Source organism: Shewanella sp. NFH-SH190041 (assembly GCF_024363255.1).
Classification (GTDB): domain Bacteria; phylum Pseudomonadota; class Gammaproteobacteria; order Enterobacterales; family Shewanellaceae; genus Shewanella.
Map to the genome: position 1 here is coordinate 1,969,805 of NZ_AP026070.1, position 24,920 is coordinate 1,994,724.

Sequence of the window (24,920 nt, forward strand, 5' to 3'; positions counted from 1 at the left end):
CAGGTGCAACTTACTGTTGTTATCGGGCTTTCCCATACAATAGCGAGTGTTGACTAAATTGAACGCCCTGAGGTGAAAATCACAGGGCGTTTTTATAATGAAATGCTTTGCTCTTGCCTTACCACCGCACTTATTTTCAAATATATATTTTCGAAATGGCGCCGCATAATACTTATAGCGATGCTGACCATCCCTCGTTAGTCTCAATGGACGATGGCGCTGTCCAGCGGCTTTTTTACTCTCAATGTACATAAAAATCAGTGGATTTTTCTACCTATATCTTAGTGCCTTTGATCCCATTCCTAATAGGGCATGTTCAGATAGAACATAAGTGACACTAATCTGTGGAGTAGCACTTTAGTCATAGTGGGGTATCTACTGATAATCAAAATGGGTCACACAGTGGAGAGTAATGATGGATAAGCACATAGCACAGCGTCTAACAGGGAAAACCGCTTTTGTGACCGGAGGCGGGACAGGTATTGGTGAAGCAACTGCCCGCCGCTTAGCGATGGAAGGCGCTTGTGTGGTGATTTGTGGTCGCCGTCAGCAAGTGTTGGATGAGGCGGTGGCAAATATTCGCACGCTGGGCGGAAATGCCCACGCTGTCGTGGCTGATGTCAGTGATGAAGCAGCATTGGTGCAAGCTATGCTGGGGGCATCTGAGCAATATGGTGGGTTAGATATTGTCGTTAATAACGCCATGGCCTTTACCTGGGGTGCCATTACTGAAATGAGTACTGAAGACTGGCATGCCAATTTCGCCACATCAGTGGATGGCACCTTTTGGGGAACCCGCACGGCGATGAAGCTGATGCAGGGACGCGGTGGCAGTATTATCAATGTCTCGTCGATTTGCGGCGAGCTTGGTACGGCTTGGATGGCGGGGTACTCTGCGGCAAAGGCGGCAGTGAATAACTTTTCCCGCGCGGCTGCAGCAGAAGGCGCTGCGGAGAATATTCGTGTGAATGTTGTGGTTCCAGCTGTGGTGGAAACCCCAGCCACAGCGGGCATGCTTGCCGATGAAGCTGCCCGCCATAATACGGAGAAATTGATCCCGATGGGCCGAGTCGGGCAGCCCGATGAGCTGGCGGCAGCGATTGCGTTTCTAGCCAGCGATGATGCCGCTTATATTACCGGTGTCAGTTTACCGGTTGATGGTGGTCGCTCGGCCGTGTTGGTTACCGCATTAGATTAAGGATGCCATGATGACCACTAATACCCCATCGCCTCACGACGTTAACAGTCATGTGCATGAAAAGTGCAACCCATTACTCACGCCGGTTACCTTAGGCACATTGGCTTTGTCTAATCGGGTCATTATGGCTCCCATGACCCGGAACCGGGCATCAGCCGATGGCGTACCAACGCCAGAGATGGTGACACATTACCAGGATCGCGCCAGTGCCGGGCTGATTGTGGCTGAAGGAACTTGGCCGGTCAAAGCCGGTCAGGCATATAATCGTCAGCCGGGTATTGAAACCCCGGCGCAAATTGCAGCCTGGCGCGATGTTACCGATGCGGTGCACAATCAGGGCGGTAAAATTGTATTGCAAATTATGCATGCCGGTCGTATTGGTAGCCACCATATTAAAGGGGAGACCACCGACCATATTGCCCCCAGTGCTGTGCAGGCTCGGGGTGAAGTGTATACAGATGCTGCCGGTATGCAGCCGTTTGATAGCCCTCGGGCGTTAACGCTGGATGAGATTAGTGAGGTTGTCGAGCAGCACCGTCAGGCTGCGGTGAATGCCAGTGCTGCCGGGTTTGATGGGGTAGAGCTGCATTGCACCAGTGGTTATCTGCCGATGCAGTTTTTGTGTCACAGCACTAATCAGCGTGAGGATGAATATGGCGGTAGTCCGCAGCAGCGTTGTCGCTTTGCCTTAGAATGTCTCGCCGCCATGGTTGAGGTGTTTGGCCCGGGGAGGGTCGGACTGAGGGTCAATCCTGGTAATCGTTTTAATGATACGGACGATCCTTGCCCCAAAACCTTGCATGACACCTTGCTGCGTCAGGCACTTAAACTGGATTTAGCTTATCTGCATATTATGCGCTCGCCCCTTGAAGAGATAGACGCCTTTGCGCTCGCGAAAGCGGCCTGTCTTGATACGGGACGGGATTGCGCCCTGATCCTTAACGACAGTTTTTCCCCCACCAGTGGTGCTGACGCCATTGCTGCTGGCCGTGGCGCTGCGGTGTCCTTTGCCCGCCACTTTATTGCTAACCCGGATTTAGTTGCCCGCATTGCTGCAGGTCAGCCGTTAGCAAAATTTGACCGCCGTACCCTGTATACCCCTGGGGCACAGGGCTATAACGATTATCCCACCATGGATTTGGCAGTTGAGGCCTGAGTAGTCGGGCCGAAAGTAAGAGGAACAGACGATGAAAGTATTGGTCCCGGTTAAGCGGGTTGTGGATTATAACGTAAAAGTCAGGGTGAAATCCGATGGCTCAGGGGTGGATCTGGACAATGTCAAAATGTCTATGAATCCTTTTGATGAGATTGCCGTGGAGGAGGCGGTACGACTCAAAGAAGCGGGTACTGCCTCAGAGGTAATCGTGGTCAGCATCGGCAGTAAAGGTTGTCAGGAAACCTTGCGCACAGCATTGGCGGTCGGCGCTGATCGGGCCATTCATATTGAGGCGCCGGACGGACTGGAGCCACTGGCTGTTGCCAAGTGCCTGAAAAAAATCGTGCAGCAGCAGTCGCCAGAACTGGTGATCCTAGGCAAGCAGGCCATTGATGACGACTGTAATCAGACTGGGCAGATGCTGGCTGCTCTGTTGGGTTGGTCTCAGGGGACATTCGCCTCAGCATTGGTTCCGGGTGAGGGCATAGCGACAGTTACCCGTGAAGTTGATGGGGGCTTAGAGACCCTGCAACTGAATTTGCCTGCCATCGTTACCTGTGATCTGCGCTTGAATGAACCCAGATATGCCTCTTTGCTCAATATTATGAAAGCCAAGCGTAAACCAATGGATACAGTGCCGGTAGATGAGCTGGGGGTGGATATCTCACCTCGTCTGACGGCGGTGAATTATGCCGCGCCAAAAGGGCGTAGCGGTGGGGTAAAAGTTTCGGATGTTGCTGAACTGCTTGAAAAATTACGCAGTGAAGCCCGGGTACTTTAATTCGCCAGAGTGCAGATTGTAAGGAGAAACGAAATGAGAATTCTGGTGATAGCCGAGCAGGAAAATGGCCAACTGGTTGATGCCACCCTCAGTGCGGTGGCGGCAGCACAAAAACTGGCCGAAGGGCAGGATGGCGCCACAATAGACTTACTGGCAGCAGGGTTTAATTGCAGTGAATTTGCCACACAATGCACCATGGTGTCGCAGGTGGCTCAAGTGATCCATGTGGATGCTCCACAGTTTGAAGCCAATCTGGCAGAAAATATGTCTGCGCTGGTGGTATCACTGGTACAACAACAGGGGTATCAGGCAGTCATTTGTGCCAATACCAGCTTTGGTAAGAATGTGTCCCCCCGGGTTGCGGCACTGCTGGATGTTGCGCAGGTTTCTGATGTTATTGCAATTAATGGGGTTGGCAGCTATGTCAGACCCATATATGCTGGTAACGTCATGTTAACCTGTTCGTCACAGGAACCGATTCAGGTGCTGACAGTCCGCCCCACGGCTTTTGATAAAGTCGCATTGGAAGGCAGTGCTGCCAGTATCGGGGGAGAAGCCCCGGCCGATCTGGCGTTGTCCCGCCTTGTCAGCCGGGAAATAACTGAATCAGATCGTCCTGTGTTGAACTCGGCAGCTATCGTGGTATCCGGTGGTCGCGGTATGGGCAGTGGTGAAAATTATCATCAACTGCTTGAGCCGTTGGCGGATAAACTGGGTGCTGCGCTGGGGGCATCTCGCGCTGCGGTGGATGCCGGTTATGTACCCAATGATTATCAGGTTGGGCAAACGGGTAAGATCGTTGCGCCTGAACTGTATATTGCTGTGGGTATTTCCGGTGCCATTCAGCATCTGGCGGGTATGAGTGACGCCAAAGTCATTGTGGCCATTAATAAAGATCCGGATGCGCCGATTTTTCAAGTGGCGGATTACGGCTTAGAAGGTGACCTTAATGAGCTGGTACCTGAACTGACCGGGAGCCTTGCCTAACATGATGATCCCCGCAGCAGCTGGATGGCTGTTGCGGTTGCCTATCCTTGATGAAAATAAAAACAGGAGGATGCTTTGGCGGACATCAACATGGATTTAGAACGTTACAACGGTCTGGTTGAAACCATTTATGACGCAGCCCAAAATAAAACCTGCTGGGCTGCTCCCTTAGAGCAGTTACGCCAACTGTTTAATGCCAATTTTGTTACTCTGATACTAAAACTACCCTCCCACGAAGATGAAGATGATCTGGGCTTGATGATTGCCGTTGGCGGCAATTTGAATGGCAAAGGGCAGGTGCAATATCTGCCTTACCGGCACAATCTGACTCCGTTTGCTAATCAACGCCCGGATAGGGTGTTTACCGTTGATGATCTGATGGATGACGACGATTGGCGCAATAGCTCTTACCGCAAGCACTGGTGTGAAGAAAATGATGTCTACCATGTGATGGCGGTGGATATTACTGCTGCGGAGGTAGGCAGTCTGCGTTTTCGTATTACCCGGCCTCAGGCGGCGGAAAACTTTAATGCCGAGGAAAAAGCGCTGTGTCAGTTTTTGGTACCCCATTTGCGCCGGGCGCTGAGCATCAACCTAGAGTTAGATCGTAGTCAGTCCATCGGGTCAATGTTCTCGCAGGCGATTGGCCGTTTATCGATTGCGACCATTCAAATCGATGAGAGCGGGCGCATTTTAGAGCAGAATGTGTTTGCCAAGGAGATCTTAGACAGTGCTGATGGGCTTAAGGTGGTGGCGGGTAAACTCACCGCGATTTATCCCAGTGATAACCGTGAGCTCAAGTACCTGATCAAAGGGGCATTTGAGCGGGCCCGTAACCATGAAAAGCCTTCATTGCCTGAGGCGATGTCAGTTAACCGTCCCTCCGGTGAGGTGAACCTTGGGGTGGTGATTGAAGTGGTGCCGACCCCCAGCTGGGCAGAAAATCGCGGCCACAATAAAGCCGTGGTATATATCCGTGATTCAGTGGCTAAGTCACAGGCGTCCAGTGAAATTGCTAAAAAACTGTTTGGGCTGACCCCGGCAGAAACGGCATTGTCACTACAATTGGCCAATGGCTTGTCATTGGAAGAGGCGGCTGAAGCGCTTAATATCCGCCGCAATACGGCCAGAGCACACTTAAGGGCAATTTTTTCTAAAACCGGCGTTAGACGTCAAACAGAGCTTGTTCGTATCTTCCTTAACAGTGTTGCCCCTTTGGGATATACCGAAAGCTAAGTGTTACGATCAGGTCGTGGCGATTTTTACTATGTGCGCTTGTTGTGAGTGGCAATCATGCTGGCAGAGGTACTAAAACTGGGGGTAACAGAGGATAACAGGAATAAATCCGCGTAAGCGATAGATAGAATAAGCCGTGACACACTGGCTGGCGATCATTGGATGGAGATAATCATCCATCCAGCCCCTCGCGGCTTATTCCGTTTACTCACTTAACGAATGCGTTGATACTGCAACTATTTCACTGTCGCAATCACACTGCCCAGTGGAATTGGGTGAGCATCAGTACGATGATTGATGGCATTGACGGCCCAATCTTCCAGTACGGCTTTGTCTTTTTGGAAAATCATCATGTGGGTTGAACCACCGAATTCAAAGTGTCCGATTTCGGTGCCCCGAGTGATTTCAACCGCTTCAGCGCCTTCATTCACAATAAAGTAGCTTGGCTCAATCATACAGGTGGAAACTTCTACCATGCCGATACAAATCAGTGCCACATAACCAAATTGTGGGTGTTCAAAAATGAAAATAGCCCGAGTGGCAACCTGACCTAAATAGGGCTGTGACTCAGTTCCTTCCCAAGTACCGATATTTTCACCTTGACCTGGACGTTGGGCAAAATAGGTGCCCGCTTGTACCCAAGAACGGACAATTTTACCGCTCATTGGTGCATTCCAGCGGTGGTAATGGGTGGCAGACAAGAAGCCTTGATAAATTTGACCACCTTCAAACAGTTTTGCCCACTGCTGTTTACCACCGAACAGATCCAGCAGGGAATAGTTGACGTCTTTTACCCAGAAATCGCTTTCCAGTGCGACATCAGTGGCATATTGCCAAGGCGTTGTTTCACAGCCAATATTGATTTGAGTTTGCTCATCACCCTGAAATGGTCTTGCGCCAGCTACAAATGGACGCAGGAAGAAATCATTCCAAGAGGCATAACCGTATCCGGGTTTGGTTTTATCATGCACCATTTGATCCCATACCCCAGCATTCCATGCGGCTTTTGAAATCCATGAACCGGTTTTTTCTGGATCACTGATATCCAGTTTATCCAGTGATTTACCACTTTTTAGGAAAGTATTCCAAGCATTTAAAATCCGTTTAAAGTGCTTATTAAAGGTTGCGTCATGGAACAGTGCCAGACCTGATTCAGTGGCCATGGCGACGGCTAGAAAGCCGTTCATCGGTGTGCCAACCATGGCAGAGGTATTGAAGCTTGGTGATGTGCAAATAATTTCATTCAAAATCTCGAAAAAGCTATCGAAACTATCAATCCAAATAGCATCACCATCATGTTTAATTTGCTCTTTGGTTTGACGGTCAAGGCTTTGAATAAAATTATTGGATTCTTCAATCATGGCTGCAATGCGCATTCTATAAATGCTATGACCAATAACCCATGATTTAAAATGTTGGATTTCAGGATGCAATGGCTCTAATGCGCCAGACAGTTTTTTTTGTTCAATATGGTGACGTAGTGGAACCAAGAAGTTTGCTGTTGCCCACACCCGGTTAGGCAACCAGAATCCCATTTGTACCGGACCTGAACTCTCAATATCAAGGATATTGAGGTTCTCACCTTCAATGGCAGGTAAATTGGTATCAGAACGGGAATCACTATTATGTAAAGCCATATCACTCTCCAATGATGAGTACAGTAAAAACGACTTAAAAATTAGAATAATGTGACTTGATAATAAAGGGGTTTTCGGTTTGATGGCGTCGAATTCATTATTGGTTCACTGTGCTTCATTAAGTGTAAAATGGGTTTCGTTAATAATAGTGTCACAATGACACAGGGCTAATTTAAATCAAACAGGTTGTGCTGATATTTTGACTGATGAATAATTATTTAAATCAGATGTAAGAGAGTGCTTAAATAAAACTATATATAAGTTTGTAATAAACAGTAGAGATGAAACTGCTGACTAAAATGTAACTTGTCGATATATGTTAATTGCTTATTGACCTAGTCAATTAAGTCATGCTATGTGATATCATCCAATCATATTAATAAGGCTAATAGTAGAAAATAATCAATATGCAATCATTATCTGTTTGGGCATTTCATGGTCAGGGCGGCCGTTTTTCCTCAGGTATATTTATGGACAAGCGTGAAGCCATTTCCTGGATAGCGCAGCATAAGCTAACTGGCGTATTAACCCAGTATCCTTTAAATCAAGGGGTATATGATTGGGCAATTGAAAATACATTGTTTGAAGTTACTAAAGCCCATGAAAGTAGAGCAGAGTTTATTCAGCAATTCACTTGTGCAGGGCAGCAACATTACCATTTTGAAAATGGTGTTTTGGACTAAAACAAGCGAAGCGTTAATTTATCAAAGCGCTTTAAGTTCTCATCACCGTACTGTTGTTTGGCATGCTTAATCTCGTATGGGCAATCAAGTGTGATAAAATCCCGTAACCAAGTTTGATGCTATATCAACATTGTTTTAGATGGATTAAAAGATCGATGCAAATTATCTGTGAAACAGAGCGCCTGGTTGTACGCCATTTTGAGTTGAAAGATGCGCCATTTATTATTGAGTTGCTTAATCAGGATGCCTTTATTCGTTATATCGCAGACAAACAGGTACGTACCTTAAATGATGCGCTGCGTTATTTAACTCAGGGGCCGATGCTAAGTTATCGTGAACAGGGATTTGGCCTAAATTTGCTATTAACGCAGGGCAGTATGACACCTATCGGCATGTGTGGGTTACTAAAACGCCCTGAGTTAACGTGTCCTGACATAGGTTATGCCTTACTCAGTGACTACTGGGGACAAGGATACGGAGAAGAAGCGGCTCGAGCTGTGTTGGCCCATGGCTTTAGTTCACTGGGTTTACCCGCCATTCAAGGGGTGACATTGCCGGAAAATCAACGTTCTAATCAGCTATTGCAAAAACTGGGGTTTAATTTGGTAGAGCAGATTTCCCTGTACGGTAAAATGAACAATCTGTATCAGTTAGAGCGCAAGCCATAAAATAATGTGCTGACGATACAGTCGGGGAGAAGCATCAGACTTCTCCCCCCGCAAAAAGTATATATCACCGTTATACATTGCAGCAAAAGAGCGCCATAAAACCACGGCGCTAATCCCCTGCGATTATGTCTTGGGTAAGATAACCCTGTTGAGAAAGTGCACTGTTGAGACTCACTTGTTGTTAATCTCTGGCTATAAAGTTCTTGCCGTAACTTTTCCCGAAGAACGTCGCCTGCAACAGACCCTAGCTCTAATGGCCGAGCAAGCATATAAGAGACTATGGCGAGAACAACGTTAGTCTCCGGTGAAATCAGGATAGCGCTTTTGTAAAAACGCACTCATGCCTTCGGTTTTATCCCGGGTCGCAAACAGCAGGGCATTGGCCTTGCGCTCCAGCGCCATGGCCGCATCCAGTGGCGCTTCCATGCCAGCTAAAATCACTTCTTTAATCTGCTCTACCGCCAATGGTGGCATACGGGCAATACGTCGCGCCATCGTTAAAGCGGTGTGTTGTACCTGATCATCGGCGCAAAGTTCACTGACCAAACCCGCGACCCAAGCATCATGGGCGCTAATTGGACGGCCTGTCAGCGCCATCTGCATGGCTTTAACTTTACCCAACGCCCGTACTAGGCGTTGGGTGCCACCAATTCCCGGCATAATGCCGATAGCGATTTCCGGTTGGCAGAAACTGGCATGTTCCCCGGCAATAATAATGTCGCAGTGCATCATTAACTCACAGCCGCCCCCGAAGGCATAGCCACATACCGCGGCAATCACAGGCTTAGGGCATTGCTCAATGGGGGCCCAAACCCGCTCGGTATGGCGCTTATAAATTTCGATAGGATCGGCATCCACCAGACCTGTGATATCGCCGCCCGCCGCAAAGACCTCATCTCCGCCGGTCAGAATAATACAACGTACTGATTCATCATGGCTTAACTGCTGAAAGTGCGCCGATAAACACTGTTGCAGTTCCAGACTCAATGCATTGGTGGCATCGGGTCGGTTCAGCACCAGTTTCGCGACTCCAGGCTCGGGCCATTGCAGGAGCACGGTATCACTGTTAAGGGCATCGGCAGAAAAAGGCAGCTGTGTGGTCATTGTGATTGCTCATCCCATCGGCAGTTATCGGGTGCGGTAGGGTGATATACCGCGCTATGTCAGCCATTGTCTGTTAGCTGCAAAAACCATCATCGTCCATTCAGACGAAGATGCCCCGGGGGACGGGGATGAGAATGTTAGCCAACAAATTGATATCCGGCATATTTGTCCGGCATGGAGAGGACAGGTTGCGATTTCCTATCAATGGCAACCACAGCGACAGGGAAGCATGTCATGTACTCAGAGATAAAAGATAAGCGGGTGCTGATCACAGGTGGCACCAAGGGCATAGGTGCTGGCATTGCTACCGGTTTTCTTGCTGCTGGCGCCAAGGTGATTGTCTGTGGCCGTAAAGCGCCGGATGTGTTGCCCGAGGCAGCAGGGCAACAAGCCGTATTTATGCCCTGTGATGTGCGTGATATTGACAGTGTGCAGACACTGTTTCACTCCATTGCTGAGCAATTTGGTCAGCTAGATGTGCTTATCAACAATGCTGGTGGTAGCCCCTTTGCTTTGGCTGATACGGCGTCACCCCGTTTTCATGAAAGCATTCTTCGCCTTAATTTGATTGCCCCGCTGAATATGGCCCAGCAGGCCAATACCATGATGCAGCAACAGCAAAATGGCGGGGTCATTTTATTTATCAGTAGCATCAGTGCAATGCGGGCATCCCCCGGCACGGCGGCCTATGGTGCGGCGAAAGCGGGCATCTTGTCTTTGGTGCAATCGCTGGCAGTGGAGTGGGCACCGAAAGTACGGGTTGCCGCGGTCAGCCCCGGCTTGGTGAAAACTGAGCAGTCGTATCTGCATTACGGTGATGATGACGGCATTGCTGCAGTGAGCGCCACCATCCCCGCCGGGCGCATGGCGTTGCCCCAGGATATCGCCAATGCCTGTTTATTTCTGGCGTCATCACAAGCCGCCTATGCCAGTGGCAGCAATTTGTTACTCAATGGCGGCGGCGAAATGCCGGCATTTTTGGCCGCGGCGAAGGCTCAGGAACAGGAACAGGAATAGAAACAGGTGTAATCAGCGGCTAAATAGCCCAGATCAAATGGTGATTAACACAGTTTGTACTTCAACCAACATCATGGGCAAACAGCATAGTGCGCATAACACAGTGCGAACATCAGTACATTAACTCGAGGGAGAAGGACCTTGGCAGAATATGAATGGTTAAAGCCGATACGGGAGATGGTGGGTCGGGAATACGGCCGCATCTATGCCTGGGATGAGGTGAACCCCGCCATGGTGCGGCAGTGGTGTGAGGTAATGGGCATTGAAAATCCACTTTATACCGATGCCGATTATGCCGCGGGCAGTGAATTTGAATCCATGGTTGCGCCGCCGTCCATGTTGCAAAGCTGGTGTGAGGCCGGTTTTTTCCGCGACAGTTACGCGCCGGGCTCGACGGAAGAAAATCCCTATACCGTGCTGAAATTAATTGAAGCTCAGGGGTATCCCTCTGTGGTTGCAGTGAACTCTGAGCTGAGTTTTGCCCGCTACGTCAAAATGGGCGAAAAGCTCTATTACACCACACGTTTTGATGCCATCAGCGAAGAGAAGGTCACCGCGCTTGGCACTGGCTTTTTTGTCACTCTGATCATGAGTTATTTCGCTCAATCTGCGCTGGGCGAAGATGAAAAAGTCGGGGAATTGCTGTTTCGGGTATTTAAGTTCAAACCGGCCAATCCGGTCAGTCAAAAAACCGCAAACGAAGCAGGCATACCCAAAATCAGTCGTCCTAAGCCGGGGATCAGTGATGATACCGCCTTTTTCTGGCAGGGGTGCGAGCAAGGCGAGCTAAGAATTCAGCACTGTCAGACCTGCGACAAACTCCAGCATCCACCTGGGCCTGTCTGTATGCATTGTCAGAGCTTTGCGCTGGATTACCAAGTCGTCAGTGGCCGCGGCAAGCTGTATAGCTTTGTGGTGATGCATTATCCCGAAGTGCCGCCTTTTGAACACCCCAATCCCATTGGGCTGATCGCCTTAGATGAAGGCGTGCGCATCCCGGCTGGGCTGGTGGATGTCGCCCCTGATGAGCTGCAGATTGGTATGCCAGTGACAGTGAAATTTACCCAGGTAGAAACGGATTTAATTCTGCCATTGTTTGCCCCGGTCACCCCGGAAGAAGCTGGTGGTGAGACACACAGCGAGCAGATGAGCTAGGAGGCCAGATGGACTTTTCATTAACCGAAGAGCAGCGGGCCATTGCCGATATGGCGGGATCTCTGTTTCGGGACAGTTGCAGCGATGATGTGCTGCGGGAATTGAGTGACAGCGGCCAGACCCGAATGGAAGGGTTATGGCAGGCCAGCATTGAAACCGGGCTACATTCGCTTTATATCCCAGAGGCTGCTGGGGGTAGTGGGCTGGGGATCACCGAATTGATGCTGGTGTTGATGGCTCAGGGAAGCGCGCTGGCTCAGGTGCCCTTGTGGCGGCATCAGTTGGCTGCTGCGGCGATTTGGCAATCAGGCGTGGCGGCTGAATCTAACGCCTTACACGCTGTGGTACTGGCTGCGGCAGAAGGAGCTAATGTCCTCACGCTGGCCGATACCCTGCAATCTGGGCCGACATTAACCCGCTCGGATAAGCAACTGACATTAAATGGCACATGTCATGCCGTGGCTGAAGCGCCGGATGCGACCTTGGCGCTGATCCCAGTCAGTGATGGCGACAAGCTTAAGCTGGTGGCATTACCTTTGGATACCCCGGGGGTGAGCTGTGTATCCGGGGTGATGACGCACGGTGAAGCGGTTGCCGATATTCATTGTCAGCAAGTGACATTGGATAGCGATTATTTGCTAGATGACAGCACAGTGGCTTGGTTACAGCCTAGGATCACCGCAGCCCTGAGTGCGCTGCAGCTGGGATTATCGTCCCAACAGTTGACCCGCACGGTGGAGTATATCTCCCAGCGGCGACAGTTTGACCGGCAAATCGGTACTTTTCAAGCGGTCCAAATGACCATGGCAGATTGTCAGGTGGCGCTGGAAGCGTTGCAGTCCTGTCTGTGGCAGCTGTGTTATCGCATTGATAATGCGCTGGCCTGTGAGCCGGAAATGCTGGCCACCGCCTGGCATGCCTGTGAAGCTGGCCACCTGATAGGCCATAAAGCCCAACATGTCCACGGCGGCTTTGGCGTCGATATCAGTTATCCCATTCACCGCTTTTTATATTGGAGCCGGGCAATTCGTCTGGCACTGGGGGGCAGTGGTGCCACCTTAACGGCACTGGGTGACTGGCTCAATAACAACAATAGCTTGGGATGGAAGTATGACCTCGATGAAAACGCTTGATTTTGCTGATATCAGTCAGGGGGATAATCTGCCTGAGTTGGTGATCCCCGTGACCGTTGCCCTGATCACTGGCGGCGCGATTGCCACCCGGGATTATTTCCCCGGCCACCATGATAAAGATGCCGCCCAAGCACTGGGCTCTCCCCATGTGTTTATGAATATTCTGACCACCAATGCCTTGGTGCAGCGTTTTGTTGAACGCTGGGCGGGGCCGCAAGCCAGATTTTTGGATTTGAAAATCAAACTCGGCGTGCCCAATTATCCCGGCGATACCATGACATTGAAAGGCGCTGTGAGCGAAACCGATCCGGCCAATGGTCGGGTGACGGTAACGCTGGCGGGTAAGAACAGCATGGGCACCCATGTCAGCGGCAGTGTTTCGCTGATCCTGCCCCAGCGGGCCGCGTAAGGAGAGCAACATGACAGAAATGGATAACAATATCAGCGGCAAAGCGGCCATTATCGGACTGGGTGCCACCGAGTTTTCCAAAAACTCCGGCCGCACCGAACTGCGCCTGGCAATGGAAGCGACCTTGGCGGCGCTGGAAGATGCCGGTATCGATCCCGCTGAGGTAGATGGTTTTTGTAGCTACTCGGTGGACAAGGTACCTGAGTATGAAATTGCCCGGCTGCTGGGTTGCCGTGAAGTGAATTTTTTCTCGCAAATTCCCCATGGCGGCGGCGCGGCTTGTGCCCCGGTGATGCATGCGGCGATGGCGGTGGCAACTGGCGTGGCCAATACCGTGGTGGTGTATCGGGCCATGAATGAGCGTTCTTGGTATCGCTTTGGCGCGGGCAGTTATGGCTTTGCCTCTACGCCGATTTTTGAAAACGTGAATTACGGCTGGTATATGCCCCATGGTTTTCATACCCCAGCGGCGTGGGTGGGCATGTTTGCCCAGCGCTATATGCATGAATTTGGCGCAACATCCGCCGATTTTGGCCGCGTGGCGGTGGCTGCGCGGGATTTTGCCGCCACTAACCCCAATGCCTTTTTCTACCAGCGCCCCATTACGCTCGAAGAGCATCAGGCATCACGCTGGATTTGTGAGCCGCTGCATTTGCTGGACTGCTGTCAGGAGTCCGATGGCGCTGTGGCCATGGTGATCACCCGGGCTGATCGGGCAAAGGATCTCAGTGATCATCCTGTGGTGATCAAAGCCGGTGCCCAGGGGATTGCATCAGGGCAACAGATCATGACCTCTTACTATCGGGATGAGATTACCGGCTTACCGGAGATGGGGGTGGTGGCTAAAACACTCTATCGCCAGTCCGGTTTGGCCCCGGAGGATTTTCAGACCGCGGTGATTTATGACCACTTTACCCCCTTTGTGTTGCCGCAACTGGAAGAGTTCGGTTTTGCCAAGCGGGGGCAGGCGGCCGAGTTTATTCGCGCCGGGGAACATGCTCGCGGCGGCCGCTTACCGATCAATACCCACGGAGGCCAGCTGGGTGAAGCCTATATCCACGGTATGAATGGCGTGGCTGAAGCGGTGCGTCAGGTGCGCGGCAGCGCAGTGAATCAGGTGGATGATGTACACAATGTACTGGTGACAGCCGGTACCGGGGTGCCGACCAGCGGCTTAATCCTCGGGCGCTGATAGACAGGGAGAAATGTCATGTTTGTTGATTTAACCCCTGAGCAGCATAAGCTCAGGCTGACAGTGCGGGATTACTTTACCGCACTGATGACCCCGGAGCTGAAAAGTCGTTTGCGTGGTAAAGAGGGGGGCGATGAGTTTCGCGCCGTGATCCGCCAGATGGGGCGCGATGGTTGGCTGGCAGTAGGCTGGCCTAAAGAATTTGGCGGTCAGGGCTATAGGGCCACGGAGCAGCTGATCTTTTTTGAAGAGGCCAATATAGCAGGCGCGCCGCTGCCGTTTGTCACCATCAGTACCGTAGGCCCTTCGTTGATGAGTTTTGGGACCGAGCTGCAAAAAGAGCAGTTTCTGCCTGGGATTGCCCGGGGAGAGATCAATTTTGCCATCGGCTATTCCGAGCCAGATGCCGGCTCTGATTTGGCCACGCTGAAAACCCAAGCCCGGGATGCCGGCGATCATTTTGTGGTTAACGGCAACAAACTGTGGACCTCGGGCGCGGAAAGCGCAGATTACATCTGGCTGGCCGCGAGAACCTCACAGGATCTGCCCCGTCATAAAGGGGTTTCCATTATGATTTTGGATACCCAAAGTCCTGGCTTTTCCCATACGGTGATCCCCACCTGTTCAAACCCGACGTCTGCAACCTATTACGATGACGTGAAAGTGCCGAAAACCATGCTGGTGGGTGAGTTACATGGTGGCTGGAAGCTGATCACCGCCCAGCTTAACCATGAGCGACTGGGGCTGGGGTCTTGGTCCGATAAAGTGGCCGGGCTGTACCGTAAAGTCTTGCTGTGGGCCAAAGCCGCCGATGAGCATGGCAATCGGGCAATGGATAAGCCTTGGGTGCAAAGTGCCATGGCGGAATGTTACGCCCGCCTTGAAGCCATGCGGCTGATTAACTTTCGTATTGCGGCGGATTTAGAGCAGGGGCAGATGGATGTGGCGCTGGCCTCAATTACCAAGGTCTATGGCTCAGAATCGGCAATTGAAATTTTGCGCAAGCTGCAGGATGTTACCGGAGCGAACGGCATGATCCATGAAGGCAGCGCTGCTTCACTGCTGGCTGGTGAGTTGGAATACGAAGTGCGGGCCTCTGTCACGTTAACCTTTGGTGGCGGCACCAATGAAATTCAGCGTGAGTTGATCGCCCAGTTCGGGTTGGGATTGCCCCGGGCCAGATAAACGGCCGGAATATCATGTAAGGAGAGCAGGATGTCAGCAATGGATGCCTTCCGGCAGGAAGTGCGACAGTGGCTAGAGCAGAACTGTCCGCCCTCACTGCGTACCCCGATGCGGGACGATGAAATGGTGTGGGGCGGCAGTCAAGTCAGTTTCAGCAGTGAAGATCAGCGTCTTTGGTTTGAGTGTATGCGAGAGCGGGGCTGGTTTGCGCCCAGTTGGCCGAAGGCGGTTGGCGGTGGCGGGCTTAGCGCGGCTGAAGAAGCTGTGCTGGAAAAAGAGATGATGCGTATTGGTGCGCGTCCGCCACAGATTAATTTGGGGATCTGGATGTTAGGCCCCGTGGTGCTGGAATATGGCACGCCGGAGCAACAGCTGCGATTGCTCGGCCCTATGTGCCGGGGTGAAATTCGCTGGTGTCAGGGCTTTAGTGAGCCCAATGCCGGTTCCGATCTGGCCTCCATTCGCACATCAGCTGTGGATATGGGGGATCACTTTTTGGTTAATGGTGCCAAAATCTGGACCTCTTACGGGGATAAATCTGACTGGATGTATGCCCTGGTGCGAACCGCCCCTGATGCGCCTAAGCATGAGGGGATCTCCTTACTGGTGCTGGATATGCGCAGTGACGGGGTGACAGTGGCACCGATAGATCTTATCAGTGGTAAATCCACCTTTTGTGAAGTGTTTTTCGATAACGTTAACGTGCCGAAAGAGAATCTTATCGGGGAGCGTAACGCAGGCTGGGCGCAGGCGAAAAAGCTGCTGCAACATGAGCGCAGCGCCATGTCTAAATTCGGCCAGTTTTGTCTGCCGACCCATTTTGATCTGATGGCGCATATTCGTGATTATCTGCCACTTGATGGTGGCGCATCGACCAATGCAGATATTGCCCTGCATCAACGGGCGATAGCCGCGCAGATGGAAGAGGATGCTTATAGCCTGACGGTGCAACGGATGGGTGAGGAAGCCCGCGCCGGGCAAAATGTGAGTGGTACCATGGCCATAATGAAGCTGGTGCATACCGAGCAGGAAAAAAACAAGTTTGAACTGCTGCTTGATGCTATGGGGTTCCGGGCTTTGGGTATGGATATGGATGGGTTTCCTGAGCGGGAGCGGGCATTAACGAAAGCCTGGCTGAACAGTTTTACCCAGACCATTGCCGGTGGTTCATCGGAAGTGCAGCTTAATGTAATTGCCAAACGTATTTTGGGGCTACCGGAGCTAAAACCGGCTGCGCCAAAACCCAAACAAACACCGACAGCGGCGGATATTAACGCAGGAGGTCAGCAATGAGCCTGATTTATTCCCAAGATGAACAGATGCTGGCAGATACTGCGCGGGAGTTTCTTGCCGAGCACAGTCCTGTGTCAGCCCAGCGGGAATTGCGTGATGCTGCGGCTAAGGTGACGGCTCAAGAGAGTGACACAGCAGATAATCCTTTGGCCTTGCGATATTCGCCTCAATTGTGGCAAAACATGATGGAGCTTGGTTGGGGCGCGGTGGCATTTGCCGAAGAGCAGGGCGGGCTGGCATTTGGCTATAAAGGCATGGGCGCTGTATTTCAGGAGTTAGGCCGCCATTTATCGCCATCGCCCATGCTGTCTTCCATTGTGCTGTGTGGCAGTGTACTTGAAGCCTTGGGCAGCCCATCGCAACAGGTTAAGTGGCTGCCAGCATTGATGCAGGGAGAGCAGCGTTTAGTCTTGGCCGTGGAAGAACACCACAGGCACAATCCAAGCAATATTGCTGCGACGGCCAACCGTTGTGAACAGGGTTATCGCTTAAGTGGTGCAAAAGTCTTAGTGTTTGATGGTATTGGCGCTGATGGGTATTTGGTGTCGGCAAAATTAGATGGCAATTTGGCATTGTTTATTGTCCCTGCCAATAGTGCCGGGCTGACAGTCTCGCCCCAAACGCTGGTGGATGCCCGTAACTGCGCCGCCCTCGTGCTGCGCGATGTCACTGTTACACCAGATGCGCTGCTGGGGGATAGCCAGGCGCAAAGTGGCGAGATAGACCCAACCTGTGCGCAGCGGGCATTAGACCGGGCGCTGGATCATGGTCGGGTATGTTTGGCGGCAGAGGTTTTCGGGGCTTGTGAGGCGCTATTTGCACTCACCTGTGATTACCTAAAAACCCGGGTGCAGTTTGATGTGCCTATTGGCGCATTTCAGGCATTACAGCACAGAGCAGCGTGGTGCTTTGTTGAGTTAGAGCTGGCAAAAAGCACCTTGATGGCGGCCTTGGCTTCACTGGATGATGCGACGCAAACGGATTGTCCTGTATCGTCGTCATTGTCTGATTCTCAGGCCGCAGCCATTGCCTTGGCAAAGTGGAAAGTCGGGCAGATGGCCGATCGTATCACCGCAGAAGCGGTACAGATGCATGGCGGTATCGGTGTTACCGATGAGCTGGATGTCGGACTATACCTTAAACGCATCCGCGTTGCCCAGATGGCCCTTGGCGACAGTGATTTTCTGGCGCAGCGATATCAGGAACTGGGGTGTTAGTTTGAAAACAGTTTGCAGCACTTGAGTGAGCTGCAAACTAAGGAAGATACGAATAAGTCCGAGATGTGAGATCCTGGTTTCATGATCTCAACCATGGATGAGTAACCGTATGAGCCAGCAGCTGATTTTTGTCGATAGTGAGTTTTCTAATAAAGGCTGTAAAACTCGTAAGGAAGTCTTCCTTGGCAGATATGGATGACTTGCTCCCTTGGGGTAAATTACTTAGCGTTATCGAGCCTGTTTATCCCAAGGCTGGCAATGGTCGCAGGCCTTATCTACTGACACAATGTTGCGTATTCACTGTATGCCGCAATGATATAACCTGAGTGATGAAGCCGCGGAAGAGATGCACTCTCTGAAATTGCCTCCATGCTGCCAGCCTATCACTGGATAGAGCCATTCTAAACCGCACTACCATCACGAATTTCAGTCATTTGCTGGATCAGCATCAGTGGCACGTAAAATCTTCAGTACCGTTAAGCAATTTCGCAAACTGATAAAAACCAAGGGTGGTTTCGCCAACAAGAATAAACGAGAACAGTTTGCTCAAACTGTTCAACGTCGGGATATTAAAAGCTCAAGCACGGTGGTCACACCCGATACAAAACGGGAATTTGACGCTGTCTCAGTTATCAATCCATTTTGAGGGCAGACTCGAAGCCTACATCGATCTGTGAGTGAGCGTGACACAGAAATTTGAATATCCTCACAAATTTCGACGTGAAGATCGCGTTATCACATCCTCAACATTCACTCTCTGGGAGAGTGAACTAGCGAGAAAAGAGTTTTGGATGTCCTACAGTCAGTTTAATTGGGAGCAATGACTAAGGCTAAGCGAATTGGAAGCTCTCTAGCTTCGTTCTTGTGCTGTATCATTAGTCTTGCGTTGTTTATATTCCATAAAGCTAGCCAATTTGCATCTTGATCTTCTGGAAACCCAACAGCGAAAGCCTCGCCATTAAATAATGGTTTGCCAAGAAGTTCTCCAATCAAAAGTGTATCATTTTCAAATTTATCATAATATTCATCTATTTTTTCTGCATATTCATCATTAGAAAGATTTTCAGTATCGTAAAATACTGCATAATTAATTTCTAAAAAATTGATATTTTCCTCACTAAAATACACATTTATCTCTTGTTTATCCGAAAACATGTAAGTTTTTCTATTTATATATGTATATATGTTTTTTTCTTGCAATTGCAATAATTGTGAAATTTTAGAAAAATAGGCATAATCCCATGACCATTCTATTTTCGATAACAATTTCACATGATCAAGTAGACTTTTTTTTCATAATTTAAATCTTCTATTTCATTCCATTTCCTGGAATGTGATACACCGCTAAGATACCTTCTTTCATTTCTTTTGGGAAATGATCTTGATATAGTTTATCAAAATGTTTTTGCCCTGCCACGCAAGATATCGCGAATCTAACGCCTTTACCTTTTATTGCTGAATTTAAAGCTAATTGCCTTTTGGCTTGATCCACTATTTTTGCTTCATCATAAAATTGATGTTCTGGATTATACGGCGATGATTTCCATGCAGCATCGTTTTTTCCTGTTCATTTAGCTTCAACAATGTATTTAGCTTTACGTCCATCTAATGCAATTGATTTGTTATTTAATTTCCATACTTCTTCGTAATTTCTACCCGTATCAAGTTTCTGATACATAACCCAAAGGTTCTTTATTTTCGGCAATGTTCTTTTTTTTCCTCTAATTGCTGAAGACTGTTTTTTGGGGGACCCCCCCTCAGTCTCTAACCCCAGCGGATCAATCCAGTTCACCGGATTGGGCGTATAGCGGTAGCTGTTTAATCCGCCAGCTAATCCGATTGGGTCGGCGGTGATTAACCGGCCTGTATCTGGGCTGTAGTCGCGGTGGCGGTTGTAATGCAGCCCAGTTTCACTGTCAAAATACTGCCCCTGAAACCGCAACGGGTTATGGATATCCTCAACATGCCGCCGGGCGATATTGCCCCAGAGTGGGCTGCCTGCTCACCAGTGAGGTCGGCGGGGTGCCTAGGTTGTTCGGATGGTAGTGGAGTACCACGTAGCTGCTGCCTTTTTGCCAGTGTTTTGAAGCTACCAGGCCGGTACGGGTAGGCTTGATAATTCTTGTTTTCAGTAGGATAAGCAGCATGGCGGCAAGCTCTATAAAGCATTGAGACACGGTCACCGTAAGTATCGTAAAGGCTGCCATGCGAAACGGGTTATCATTCCAAATCGCATAGGCATTGAGCATCGTCCGGCAGTTGTCGACGAAAAAGCACGATTAGGTGATTGAGAAGCTGATACGATGTTAAGAAAACAAGGCACTGGCGCCATAATCAGTTTGGTTGAACGCAAAAGTAAACTCTACCTAATCCGTAAAGTGCCCGCCAAAAACGCAGCCGATGTGAGCCGGACGATGATAGGTATGCTGTGGCAGTATCGTTGTTATGTTCAGACAATGGCAGCGAGTTCTGTGACCATTAAAAGGTTGCACAAGTACTGAAGGCTGACATCTATTTCGCCAACCCATTCTCGCGGGTTGAATGAGAATTTCAACGGTCTGTGGCGGCAGTATATTCGTAAGGAAACTGATTTACGCACAGTAACGGATAAGCAAATTGCTGACATTGAATGAGCACTTAACTTACGCCCGAGGAAGTGTCTTGGTTTCAAACAGCCTGCTGTAGTATTCGATGAATTACGAAAAGCAGCTTAATGAAGCGAGTGGTGCACTTCTGGGGTGAATTCGCTATTGGCTGGCGTTAAAGCATTAACAAGGTCATAAGGCTTGGGGTGCCTGTTCGCCTGACAATCTCATAAAGCAGTTGACAACCCTAGCACAGTTGCGTTCAAGTGAATGATTTGATTAACAACATCGTATTTACCTGCAAATTTTGACTGAAAATTGCGTTATCACCGATAGGGCATTCACTCTCCAGAGAGAGTGAATTAACAAGACAAAAGTTTTGGTGGTCCTATCTAACTTGTTATATTAAAAGTAGGTTTGGTCATCTGAATATCCTTTTGGATTAATTTTGAACAGATGACACAGGTTTATGAACACTATCGATTCTTCAGTTAATGTAGTTCCCTGTATTTACCGCCCCCATATACCTTTAATTATTTAATCACAATTCAATTTATAATAAGCATCGTTGAATTTATTAGAATTCACAGTTACTTTTTCGATATTATTTTTTGAATGTGCAGTAATTACTAAAACTTTTCCATTTTTTAGCTCACCTATTAATTTCTCGAAATTTTTGGCAAAATATTTATCATATATTGTATAATAACGCCAGTAACCACCACCATATGTGGTGTACTGACCTTGAAAATTTAAGTTTGAATCATCTGATATAATTGAAAATTCAGCTGGAACAGAAATATTTTCCATAGTTTTATAACGTTTTGCCAAAGATAAAGTGTGGCAAGTTACAATTACATTATCATTTAGCATTACATATTCATAATAAATTTGTTCATCATCTATAGGATCTATAGTATAAATTAAAAATGGTTTATCTTTGCCATTAGGATATTCAGAATATCCTTTAACCGCAAAAGGATATTCTTCAGGTTCATTTATGGAAGCCAACACTAAAAATGGAGTGAAAAAATAAATAATTAAAGCTATTTTAATTGAATTTTTAATATATGAAGTATTCATCTTTTATCCATTAATATGATTGGAATGATTAATTTGATTAATTTGATTGATATTATCATTGATTGTTTGAAGAACATCTTTATGTTTAATATTATAAACTTTTTCTTCTGGTTCATAACTAAATAGCTGTTCCTAAATGTAGATCACTGAGTTTCGAAAATAGAAGGGAACTCGGCTCAATTTGAGCGATCTGATCAATCGCCAAACCAACCAACTCACACAAGCCGAGCCGAGACCATGATTCTAACATTACCAAACCGTTCTGAGAGACGTCGAATCCAAAAAAAGATGCATAAAACCAGAGACAAAGATGAGTATCGCCCTTTGAATGCTATTCTCTTGCTGTCATCTGGGCGCTCTGTGACAGAGGTATCCGGTTTGATTGTAGCGGCTCGTTCTTCAATTAACCAATGGGTAGGTTGGTACACTGAATGTGGTATTGAAGGTTTAGAGTCATCAACCCGGGGCTGTTCCCGGGTACTGCCTTTCTACCAAATAGGCCGCATGCTCAAACTCATGCTTCAATTGCCACCGCAAGCACTGGGGTATCAGCGCTCCCGTTGGAGAACAGAACTGATGGCGATTGAAATTAACCGCATGTTTTCATTGCAGGTTCACTCTTCAACGATTCGGCGATGGTTGCCAAAACTCGGTATTGTTTGGCGTCGGGCGGCTCCGACATTGCATATTAGAGATCCCCTCAGAGACGACAAACTTAAAGCAATTAGGGATGCCCTACAGCACTGCGATATCGACCATCCAGTGTTTTATGAAGATGAAGTTGATATCCATCTTAATCCGAAAATCGGTGCAGATTGGATGGATAAAGGTCACCAAAAACGCGTGCCTACACCAGGCCAAAATGCCAAGCGATACCTTGCAGGTGCGCTTCACTCAGGAACCGGGAAAGTAAGCTATGTCGCCAGTGCCAGCAAAGATTCAACGCTGTTCATTTCGATGTTGAAGTTACTGAAAAGACAATACAGACGCGCCAAAACAATTACGCTCATTGTTGATAACTACATCATTCACAAGAGCAAAAAGATTCAGGTATGGCTCAAGCAAAACCCGAAGTTCATTTTACTGTTTCAACCAGTTTACTCCCCCTGGGTTAACAAGATAGAGAAGCTATGGCATGCACTTCACGAAACGGTCACTCGGAACCATCAATGCCGGAATATTTCGAAACTGATAGAGCGGGTTAAGTATTTTATGGATCATACCTCACCATTTCCTGGTGGTGGGCATGGGCTCATGAAAGTGGAGCACAATTAGGATCACTTATTTAGACCGCACTATCATCATGAATATCTGTCATTTGCTGGATCAGCATCAGTTGGCACGCAAAATCTTCAGTACCGTTAAGCAATTTCGCAAACTGATAAAAACCAAGGGTGGTTTCGCCAACAAGAATAAACGAGAACAGTTTGCTCAAACTGTTCAACGTCGGGATATTAAAAGCTCAAGCACGGTGGTCACACCCGATACAAAACGGGAATTTGATGCTATCTCAGCTATCAATCCATTGAGAGGGCAGACTGTGAAGCCTACATCTATCCGTGAGTGAGCGTGATACTGAAATTTGAATACCTTTGGCAGAGGTGGTATTTATTGAAAATTTGACTGAAAATTGCGTTCTCACCGATAGGGCACTCACTCTCCGGGGAGAGTGAATTAGCAAGACAACAGTGTTAGCTGTCTTGTCTAATGGCTGTGCAATCTAATTTAGTCCGATCTTATTGTTCTGTCTGAATAATAGTGCAACTAAGTCATATTAATTGTGGGATGAATAATTTTCAGGTAGTTCATACTGAATTAAGCGTGAAATATCGAGAGGTTTTCCAGCGGCAAGACATTCATTATTAACATCGTCAAAATTTTTCACATCGATGAATAAAAGTTGTTGAACAAAATCAGTGAACGAATTGCTTAATTTTGTGAAGTAATAGGGGATGTTGTTATTAATAGGGTCAAATAAATCACAAGCGGTATCAGGCTCGTAATTACTTATTATTTCCGTTTCATTTTCAGATATATAATCATAATTAGTTTGAAAGTGATATACTTGTCCTTCGGCACCAGGCCATAGGGTGACAAAAATATCTCCTCCATCAGCAAAAAAAATTGGTAGCGAATAATTAGGTAGCCCTAAGAAAGGGTCGTCATAATTTTTAAACATACATCTACTTGTGAGAGTACAGTTAAAATCTTCATAATCATATCCGAATTTACCGTTAGGCAGAGGCAATACTAAACGACTATTACAATTTGGCCCGAACGTGGTTACCTCGTTAAAGCCATCCCAGTTAAGTAAAATTTCTTTTAAATCTTTTGGTAATATAACGCCATGAGTTGTTTCAAATGTTTTTATTTCAACTTCTGTTGGAAGATTGTTTTCTATTCCATTGCATAAAGGTGTTGCTACCTTACTCAGGATGCTAAGTATATTTTTTTCGGTCATAATCTGGTATCTCATTTTTGTGTTAATAACACTGCCATCATGCTTAAAGTAACGATGAATTTTAAAATCAAGCATCAACATGCTATGTATGTCTTCATGGTGGTGCTAAACGTGGCGCTGTTGATCAAATCATTCGCTTAAATGCAAATGCCCCGGGGGGCAGCTGCTTTGCGAGATTAGCTGGCGAATAGGTATTCCAAGTCTTATGACTTTGTTTAATATCTTAACACCAGCTAATGCTTTCCCCATTTGTCCGTTGTAGTCACGTAAACTCAATTTGGCTCTGATAAGTTGTTTGTAGCGGTACATGGCGGTCTCGGCCAAGGAACGTTGATGGTTTATTTGTTAACTTCAATTGCTCCAACTCTCCAGCTTTAAGCGCATCTACGACTTCATTTCTAGGGTATCCAGTCTCCCGGTATCCGGCATTTGAATGGGGCGGAATGGTTGGCTTTGCCTGCTTTTGTCGCAATAGTTTGTGACAAGCTTTGGTATTGTAAGCCCCATCAGCAGAGATTTGTCTACCCCTTCGTCTGAGTGGATTTAGCAACGCTGGAAGCACTTTATTATCTGCCTCATTTTCGAGACTTACTTGAGCACCTATGATTTCATGTGTAATACCAAGCGTTAATCGCCGTCTCGTCCAACCAGAAGGTGACGGAGCTACGGTTGACCAATGCCTTATCATATATTGCTTCCAATTGGTGATAGTGCGTTTTGACTTACCGATGACACAGTCC

At 48.3% G+C, this 24,920-nt stretch carries 23 protein-coding genes and 4 pseudogenes; 19 read left to right on the forward strand and 8 right to left on the reverse strand.

Annotated features, from left to right (window positions below):
* Positions 1 to 412: 412 nt before the first annotated feature.
* The 5 genes from NFHSH190041_RS08665 (at position 413) to NFHSH190041_RS08685 (ending at position 5,358) form a co-directional block, all read left to right on the forward strand.
* Complete coding sequence (locus NFHSH190041_RS08665) at positions 413 to 1,198, forward strand: SDR family NAD(P)-dependent oxidoreductase (RefSeq protein ID WP_261924828.1); 786 nt, start codon at positions 413 to 415, stop codon at positions 1,196 to 1,198.
* A gap of 7 nt (positions 1,199 to 1,205) precedes the next feature.
* Positions 1,206 to 2,354 (forward strand): alkene reductase, encoded by a 1,149-nt coding sequence (locus tag NFHSH190041_RS08670; protein WP_261924829.1) that lies wholly within the window; start codon positions 1,206 to 1,208, stop codon positions 2,352 to 2,354.
* A gap of 31 nt (positions 2,355 to 2,385) precedes the next feature.
* Positions 2,386 to 3,135 (forward strand): electron transfer flavoprotein subunit beta/FixA family protein, encoded by a 750-nt coding sequence (locus NFHSH190041_RS08675; RefSeq protein WP_261924830.1) that lies wholly within the window; start codon positions 2,386 to 2,388, stop codon positions 3,133 to 3,135.
* A 33-nt stretch (positions 3,136 to 3,168) separates the two neighbouring features.
* Complete coding sequence (locus NFHSH190041_RS08680; protein WP_261924831.1) at positions 3,169 to 4,122, forward strand: electron transfer flavoprotein subunit alpha/FixB family protein; 954 nt, start codon at positions 3,169 to 3,171, stop codon at positions 4,120 to 4,122.
* Positions 4,123 to 4,197: 75 nt separating this feature from the next.
* On the forward strand, positions 4,198 to 5,358 hold the full coding sequence (locus NFHSH190041_RS08685; protein ID WP_261924832.1) for a helix-turn-helix transcriptional regulator: 1,161 nt from the start codon (positions 4,198 to 4,200) through the stop codon (positions 5,356 to 5,358).
* A gap of 236 nt (positions 5,359 to 5,594) precedes the next feature.
* Here the strand turns inward: NFHSH190041_RS08685 and NFHSH190041_RS08690 are convergent, their stop codons facing one another.
* Positions 5,595 to 6,995, reverse strand: a complete 1,401-nt coding sequence (locus tag NFHSH190041_RS08690; protein WP_261924833.1) for a phosphatidylserine decarboxylase family protein — start codon at positions 6,993 to 6,995, stop codon at positions 5,595 to 5,597.
* A 407-nt stretch (positions 6,996 to 7,402) separates the two neighbouring features.
* Between NFHSH190041_RS08690 and NFHSH190041_RS08695 the strand changes: the two genes are divergently transcribed.
* Both NFHSH190041_RS08695 and NFHSH190041_RS08700 read left to right on the forward strand, forming a co-directional pair.
* Complete coding sequence (locus tag NFHSH190041_RS08695) at positions 7,403 to 7,678, forward strand: hypothetical protein (protein ID WP_261924834.1); 276 nt, start codon at positions 7,403 to 7,405, stop codon at positions 7,676 to 7,678.
* Positions 7,679 to 7,833: 155 nt separating this feature from the next.
* The gene (locus NFHSH190041_RS08700; RefSeq protein WP_261924835.1) at positions 7,834 to 8,346 is read left to right on the forward strand and encodes a GNAT family N-acetyltransferase; all 513 of its coding nucleotides are present in this window, start codon (positions 7,834 to 7,836) and stop codon (positions 8,344 to 8,346) included.
* Between the two features lie 294 nt (positions 8,347 to 8,640).
* On the opposite strand, the gene NFHSH190041_RS08705 is transcribed toward NFHSH190041_RS08700, so the two are convergent.
* Positions 8,641 to 9,450 (reverse strand): enoyl-CoA hydratase, encoded by an 810-nt coding sequence (locus NFHSH190041_RS08705; protein WP_261924836.1) that lies wholly within the window; start codon positions 9,448 to 9,450, stop codon positions 8,641 to 8,643.
* Between the two features lie 234 nt (positions 9,451 to 9,684).
* Between NFHSH190041_RS08705 and NFHSH190041_RS08710 the strand changes: the two genes are divergently transcribed.
* The 10 genes and pseudogenes from NFHSH190041_RS08710 to NFHSH190041_RS08755 all read left to right on the forward strand — a co-directional run.
* Positions 9,685 to 10,467, forward strand: a complete 783-nt coding sequence (locus tag NFHSH190041_RS08710) for an SDR family oxidoreductase (protein WP_261924837.1) — start codon at positions 9,685 to 9,687, stop codon at positions 10,465 to 10,467.
* A 141-nt stretch (positions 10,468 to 10,608) separates the two neighbouring features.
* Positions 10,609 to 11,622: an OB-fold domain-containing protein gene (locus tag NFHSH190041_RS08715; RefSeq protein ID WP_261924838.1), complete on the forward strand. Its 1,014-nt coding sequence runs from the start codon at positions 10,609 to 10,611 to the stop codon at positions 11,620 to 11,622.
* A gap of 8 nt (positions 11,623 to 11,630) precedes the next feature.
* Positions 11,631 to 12,755 carry an acyl-CoA dehydrogenase family protein gene (locus NFHSH190041_RS08720; RefSeq protein ID WP_261924839.1) on the forward strand — a complete coding sequence of 375 codons (1,125 nt, stop codon included), beginning with the start codon at positions 11,631 to 11,633 and terminating at the stop codon, positions 12,753 to 12,755.
* Positions 12,733 to 13,164 carry a MaoC family dehydratase gene (locus tag NFHSH190041_RS08725; RefSeq protein WP_261924840.1) on the forward strand — a complete coding sequence of 144 codons (432 nt, stop codon included), beginning with the start codon at positions 12,733 to 12,735 and terminating at the stop codon, positions 13,162 to 13,164. The genes NFHSH190041_RS08720 and NFHSH190041_RS08725 overlap by 23 nt, the downstream gene beginning before the upstream one ends.
* Positions 13,165 to 13,174: 10 nt before the next feature.
* Positions 13,175 to 14,356: a lipid-transfer protein gene (locus NFHSH190041_RS08730; RefSeq protein ID WP_261924841.1), complete on the forward strand. Its 1,182-nt coding sequence runs from the start codon at positions 13,175 to 13,177 to the stop codon at positions 14,354 to 14,356.
* 18 nt (positions 14,357 to 14,374) lie between these two features.
* The gene (locus tag NFHSH190041_RS08735; RefSeq protein ID WP_261924842.1) at positions 14,375 to 15,541 is read left to right on the forward strand and encodes an acyl-CoA dehydrogenase family protein; all 1,167 of its coding nucleotides are present in this window, start codon (positions 14,375 to 14,377) and stop codon (positions 15,539 to 15,541) included.
* Positions 15,542 to 15,571: 30 nt separating this feature from the next.
* Positions 15,572 to 16,834 (forward strand): acyl-CoA dehydrogenase family protein, encoded by a 1,263-nt coding sequence (locus NFHSH190041_RS08740; protein ID WP_261924843.1) that lies wholly within the window; start codon positions 15,572 to 15,574, stop codon positions 16,832 to 16,834.
* Positions 16,831 to 18,051, forward strand: coding sequence for an acyl-CoA dehydrogenase family protein (locus NFHSH190041_RS08745; RefSeq protein WP_261924844.1), 1,221 nt, complete (start codon positions 16,831 to 16,833; stop codon positions 18,049 to 18,051). The genes NFHSH190041_RS08740 and NFHSH190041_RS08745 overlap by 4 nt, the downstream gene beginning before the upstream one ends.
* Before the next feature lie 109 nt (positions 18,052 to 18,160).
* Positions 18,161 to 18,538 (forward strand): annotated as a pseudogene (locus NFHSH190041_RS08750) (transposase); the annotation flags it as partial.
* Positions 18,530 to 18,728 (forward strand): annotated as a pseudogene (locus NFHSH190041_RS08755) (IS256 family transposase); the annotation flags it as partial. The pseudogenes NFHSH190041_RS08750 and NFHSH190041_RS08755, both read left to right, overlap by 9 nt.
* Positions 18,729 to 18,858: 130 nt before the next feature.
* On the opposite strand, the gene NFHSH190041_RS08760 reads toward NFHSH190041_RS08755, so the two are convergent.
* The 4 genes from NFHSH190041_RS08760 to NFHSH190041_RS08775 all read right to left on the reverse strand — a co-directional run bounded on the left by NFHSH190041_RS08760 (position 18,859) and on the right by NFHSH190041_RS08775 (position 21,719).
* On the reverse strand, positions 18,859 to 19,323 hold the full coding sequence (locus NFHSH190041_RS08760) for a hypothetical protein (RefSeq protein WP_261924845.1): 465 nt from the start codon (positions 19,321 to 19,323) through the stop codon (positions 18,859 to 18,861).
* Between the two features lie 37 nt (positions 19,324 to 19,360).
* The gene (locus NFHSH190041_RS08765) at positions 19,361 to 19,543 is read right to left on the reverse strand and encodes a hypothetical protein (protein WP_261924846.1); all 183 of its coding nucleotides are present in this window, start codon (positions 19,541 to 19,543) and stop codon (positions 19,361 to 19,363) included.
* 75 nt (positions 19,544 to 19,618) lie between these two features.
* Complete coding sequence (locus NFHSH190041_RS08770; RefSeq protein WP_261925079.1) at positions 19,619 to 20,029, reverse strand: RHS repeat-associated core domain-containing protein; 411 nt, start codon at positions 20,027 to 20,029, stop codon at positions 19,619 to 19,621.
* Between the two features lie 1,144 nt (positions 20,030 to 21,173).
* Positions 21,174 to 21,719: a hypothetical protein gene (locus NFHSH190041_RS08775; protein ID WP_261924847.1), complete on the reverse strand. Its 546-nt coding sequence runs from the start codon at positions 21,717 to 21,719 to the stop codon at positions 21,174 to 21,176.
* 237 nt (positions 21,720 to 21,956) lie between these two features.
* Here NFHSH190041_RS08775 and NFHSH190041_RS08780 point away from each other — a divergent pair, with 237 nt between their 5' ends.
* Complete coding sequence (locus NFHSH190041_RS08780; protein ID WP_261924848.1) at positions 21,957 to 22,994, forward strand: IS630 family transposase; 1,038 nt, start codon at positions 21,957 to 21,959, stop codon at positions 22,992 to 22,994.
* Between the two features lie 88 nt (positions 22,995 to 23,082).
* Positions 23,083 to 23,248: pseudogene (locus tag NFHSH190041_RS08785) on the forward strand (IS256 family transposase); the annotation flags it as partial.
* 245 nt (positions 23,249 to 23,493) lie between these two features.
* On the opposite strand, the gene NFHSH190041_RS08790 reads toward NFHSH190041_RS08785, so the two are convergent.
* On the reverse strand, positions 23,494 to 24,261 hold the full coding sequence (locus NFHSH190041_RS08790; RefSeq protein ID WP_261924849.1) for an SMI1/KNR4 family protein: 768 nt from the start codon (positions 24,259 to 24,261) through the stop codon (positions 23,494 to 23,496).
* Positions 24,262 to 24,309: 48 nt separating this feature from the next.
* Positions 24,310 to 24,823: pseudogene (locus tag NFHSH190041_RS08795) on the reverse strand (transposase); the annotation flags it as partial.
* Between the last annotated feature and the right edge of the window lie 97 nt (positions 24,824 to 24,920).

Coding starts and splice junctions, on each gene's coding strand:
- NFHSH190041_RS08665 (WP_261924828.1), top strand. CDS start 413: ATGATGGATAAGCACATAGCACAGCGTCTAACAGGGAAAACCGCTTTT.
- NFHSH190041_RS08670 (WP_261924829.1), top strand. CDS start 1,206: ATGATGACCACTAATACCCCATCGCCTCACGACGTTAACAGTCATGTG.
- NFHSH190041_RS08675 (WP_261924830.1), top strand. CDS start 2,386: ATGAAAGTATTGGTCCCGGTTAAGCGGGTTGTGGATTATAACGTAAAA.
- NFHSH190041_RS08680 (WP_261924831.1), top strand. CDS start 3,169: ATGAGAATTCTGGTGATAGCCGAGCAGGAAAATGGCCAACTGGTTGAT.
- NFHSH190041_RS08690 (WP_261924833.1), bottom strand. CDS start 6,995: ATGGCTTTACATAATAGTGATTCCCGTTCTGATACCAATTTACCTGCC.
- NFHSH190041_RS08695 (WP_261924834.1), top strand. CDS start 7,403: ATGCAATCATTATCTGTTTGGGCATTTCATGGTCAGGGCGGCCGTTTT.
- NFHSH190041_RS08700 (WP_261924835.1), top strand. CDS start 7,834: ATGCAAATTATCTGTGAAACAGAGCGCCTGGTTGTACGCCATTTTGAG.
- NFHSH190041_RS08705 (WP_261924836.1), bottom strand. CDS start 9,450: ATGACCACACAGCTGCCTTTTTCTGCCGATGCCCTTAACAGTGATACC.
- NFHSH190041_RS08710 (WP_261924837.1), top strand. CDS start 9,685: ATGTACTCAGAGATAAAAGATAAGCGGGTGCTGATCACAGGTGGCACC.
- NFHSH190041_RS08720 (WP_261924839.1), top strand. CDS start 11,631: ATGGACTTTTCATTAACCGAAGAGCAGCGGGCCATTGCCGATATGGCG.
- NFHSH190041_RS08725 (WP_261924840.1), top strand. CDS start 12,733: ATGACCTCGATGAAAACGCTTGATTTTGCTGATATCAGTCAGGGGGAT.
- NFHSH190041_RS08730 (WP_261924841.1), top strand. CDS start 13,175: ATGACAGAAATGGATAACAATATCAGCGGCAAAGCGGCCATTATCGGA.
- NFHSH190041_RS08735 (WP_261924842.1), top strand. CDS start 14,375: ATGTTTGTTGATTTAACCCCTGAGCAGCATAAGCTCAGGCTGACAGTG.
- NFHSH190041_RS08740 (WP_261924843.1), top strand. CDS start 15,572: ATGTCAGCAATGGATGCCTTCCGGCAGGAAGTGCGACAGTGGCTAGAG.
- NFHSH190041_RS08745 (WP_261924844.1), top strand. CDS start 16,831: ATGAGCCTGATTTATTCCCAAGATGAACAGATGCTGGCAGATACTGCG.
- NFHSH190041_RS08775 (WP_261924847.1), bottom strand. CDS start 21,719: ATGAATACTTCATATATTAAAAATTCAATTAAAATAGCTTTAATTATT.
- NFHSH190041_RS08780 (WP_261924848.1), top strand. CDS start 21,957: ATGATTCTAACATTACCAAACCGTTCTGAGAGACGTCGAATCCAAAAA.
- NFHSH190041_RS08790 (WP_261924849.1), bottom strand. CDS start 24,261: ATGTTGATGCTTGATTTTAAAATTCATCGTTACTTTAAGCATGATGGC.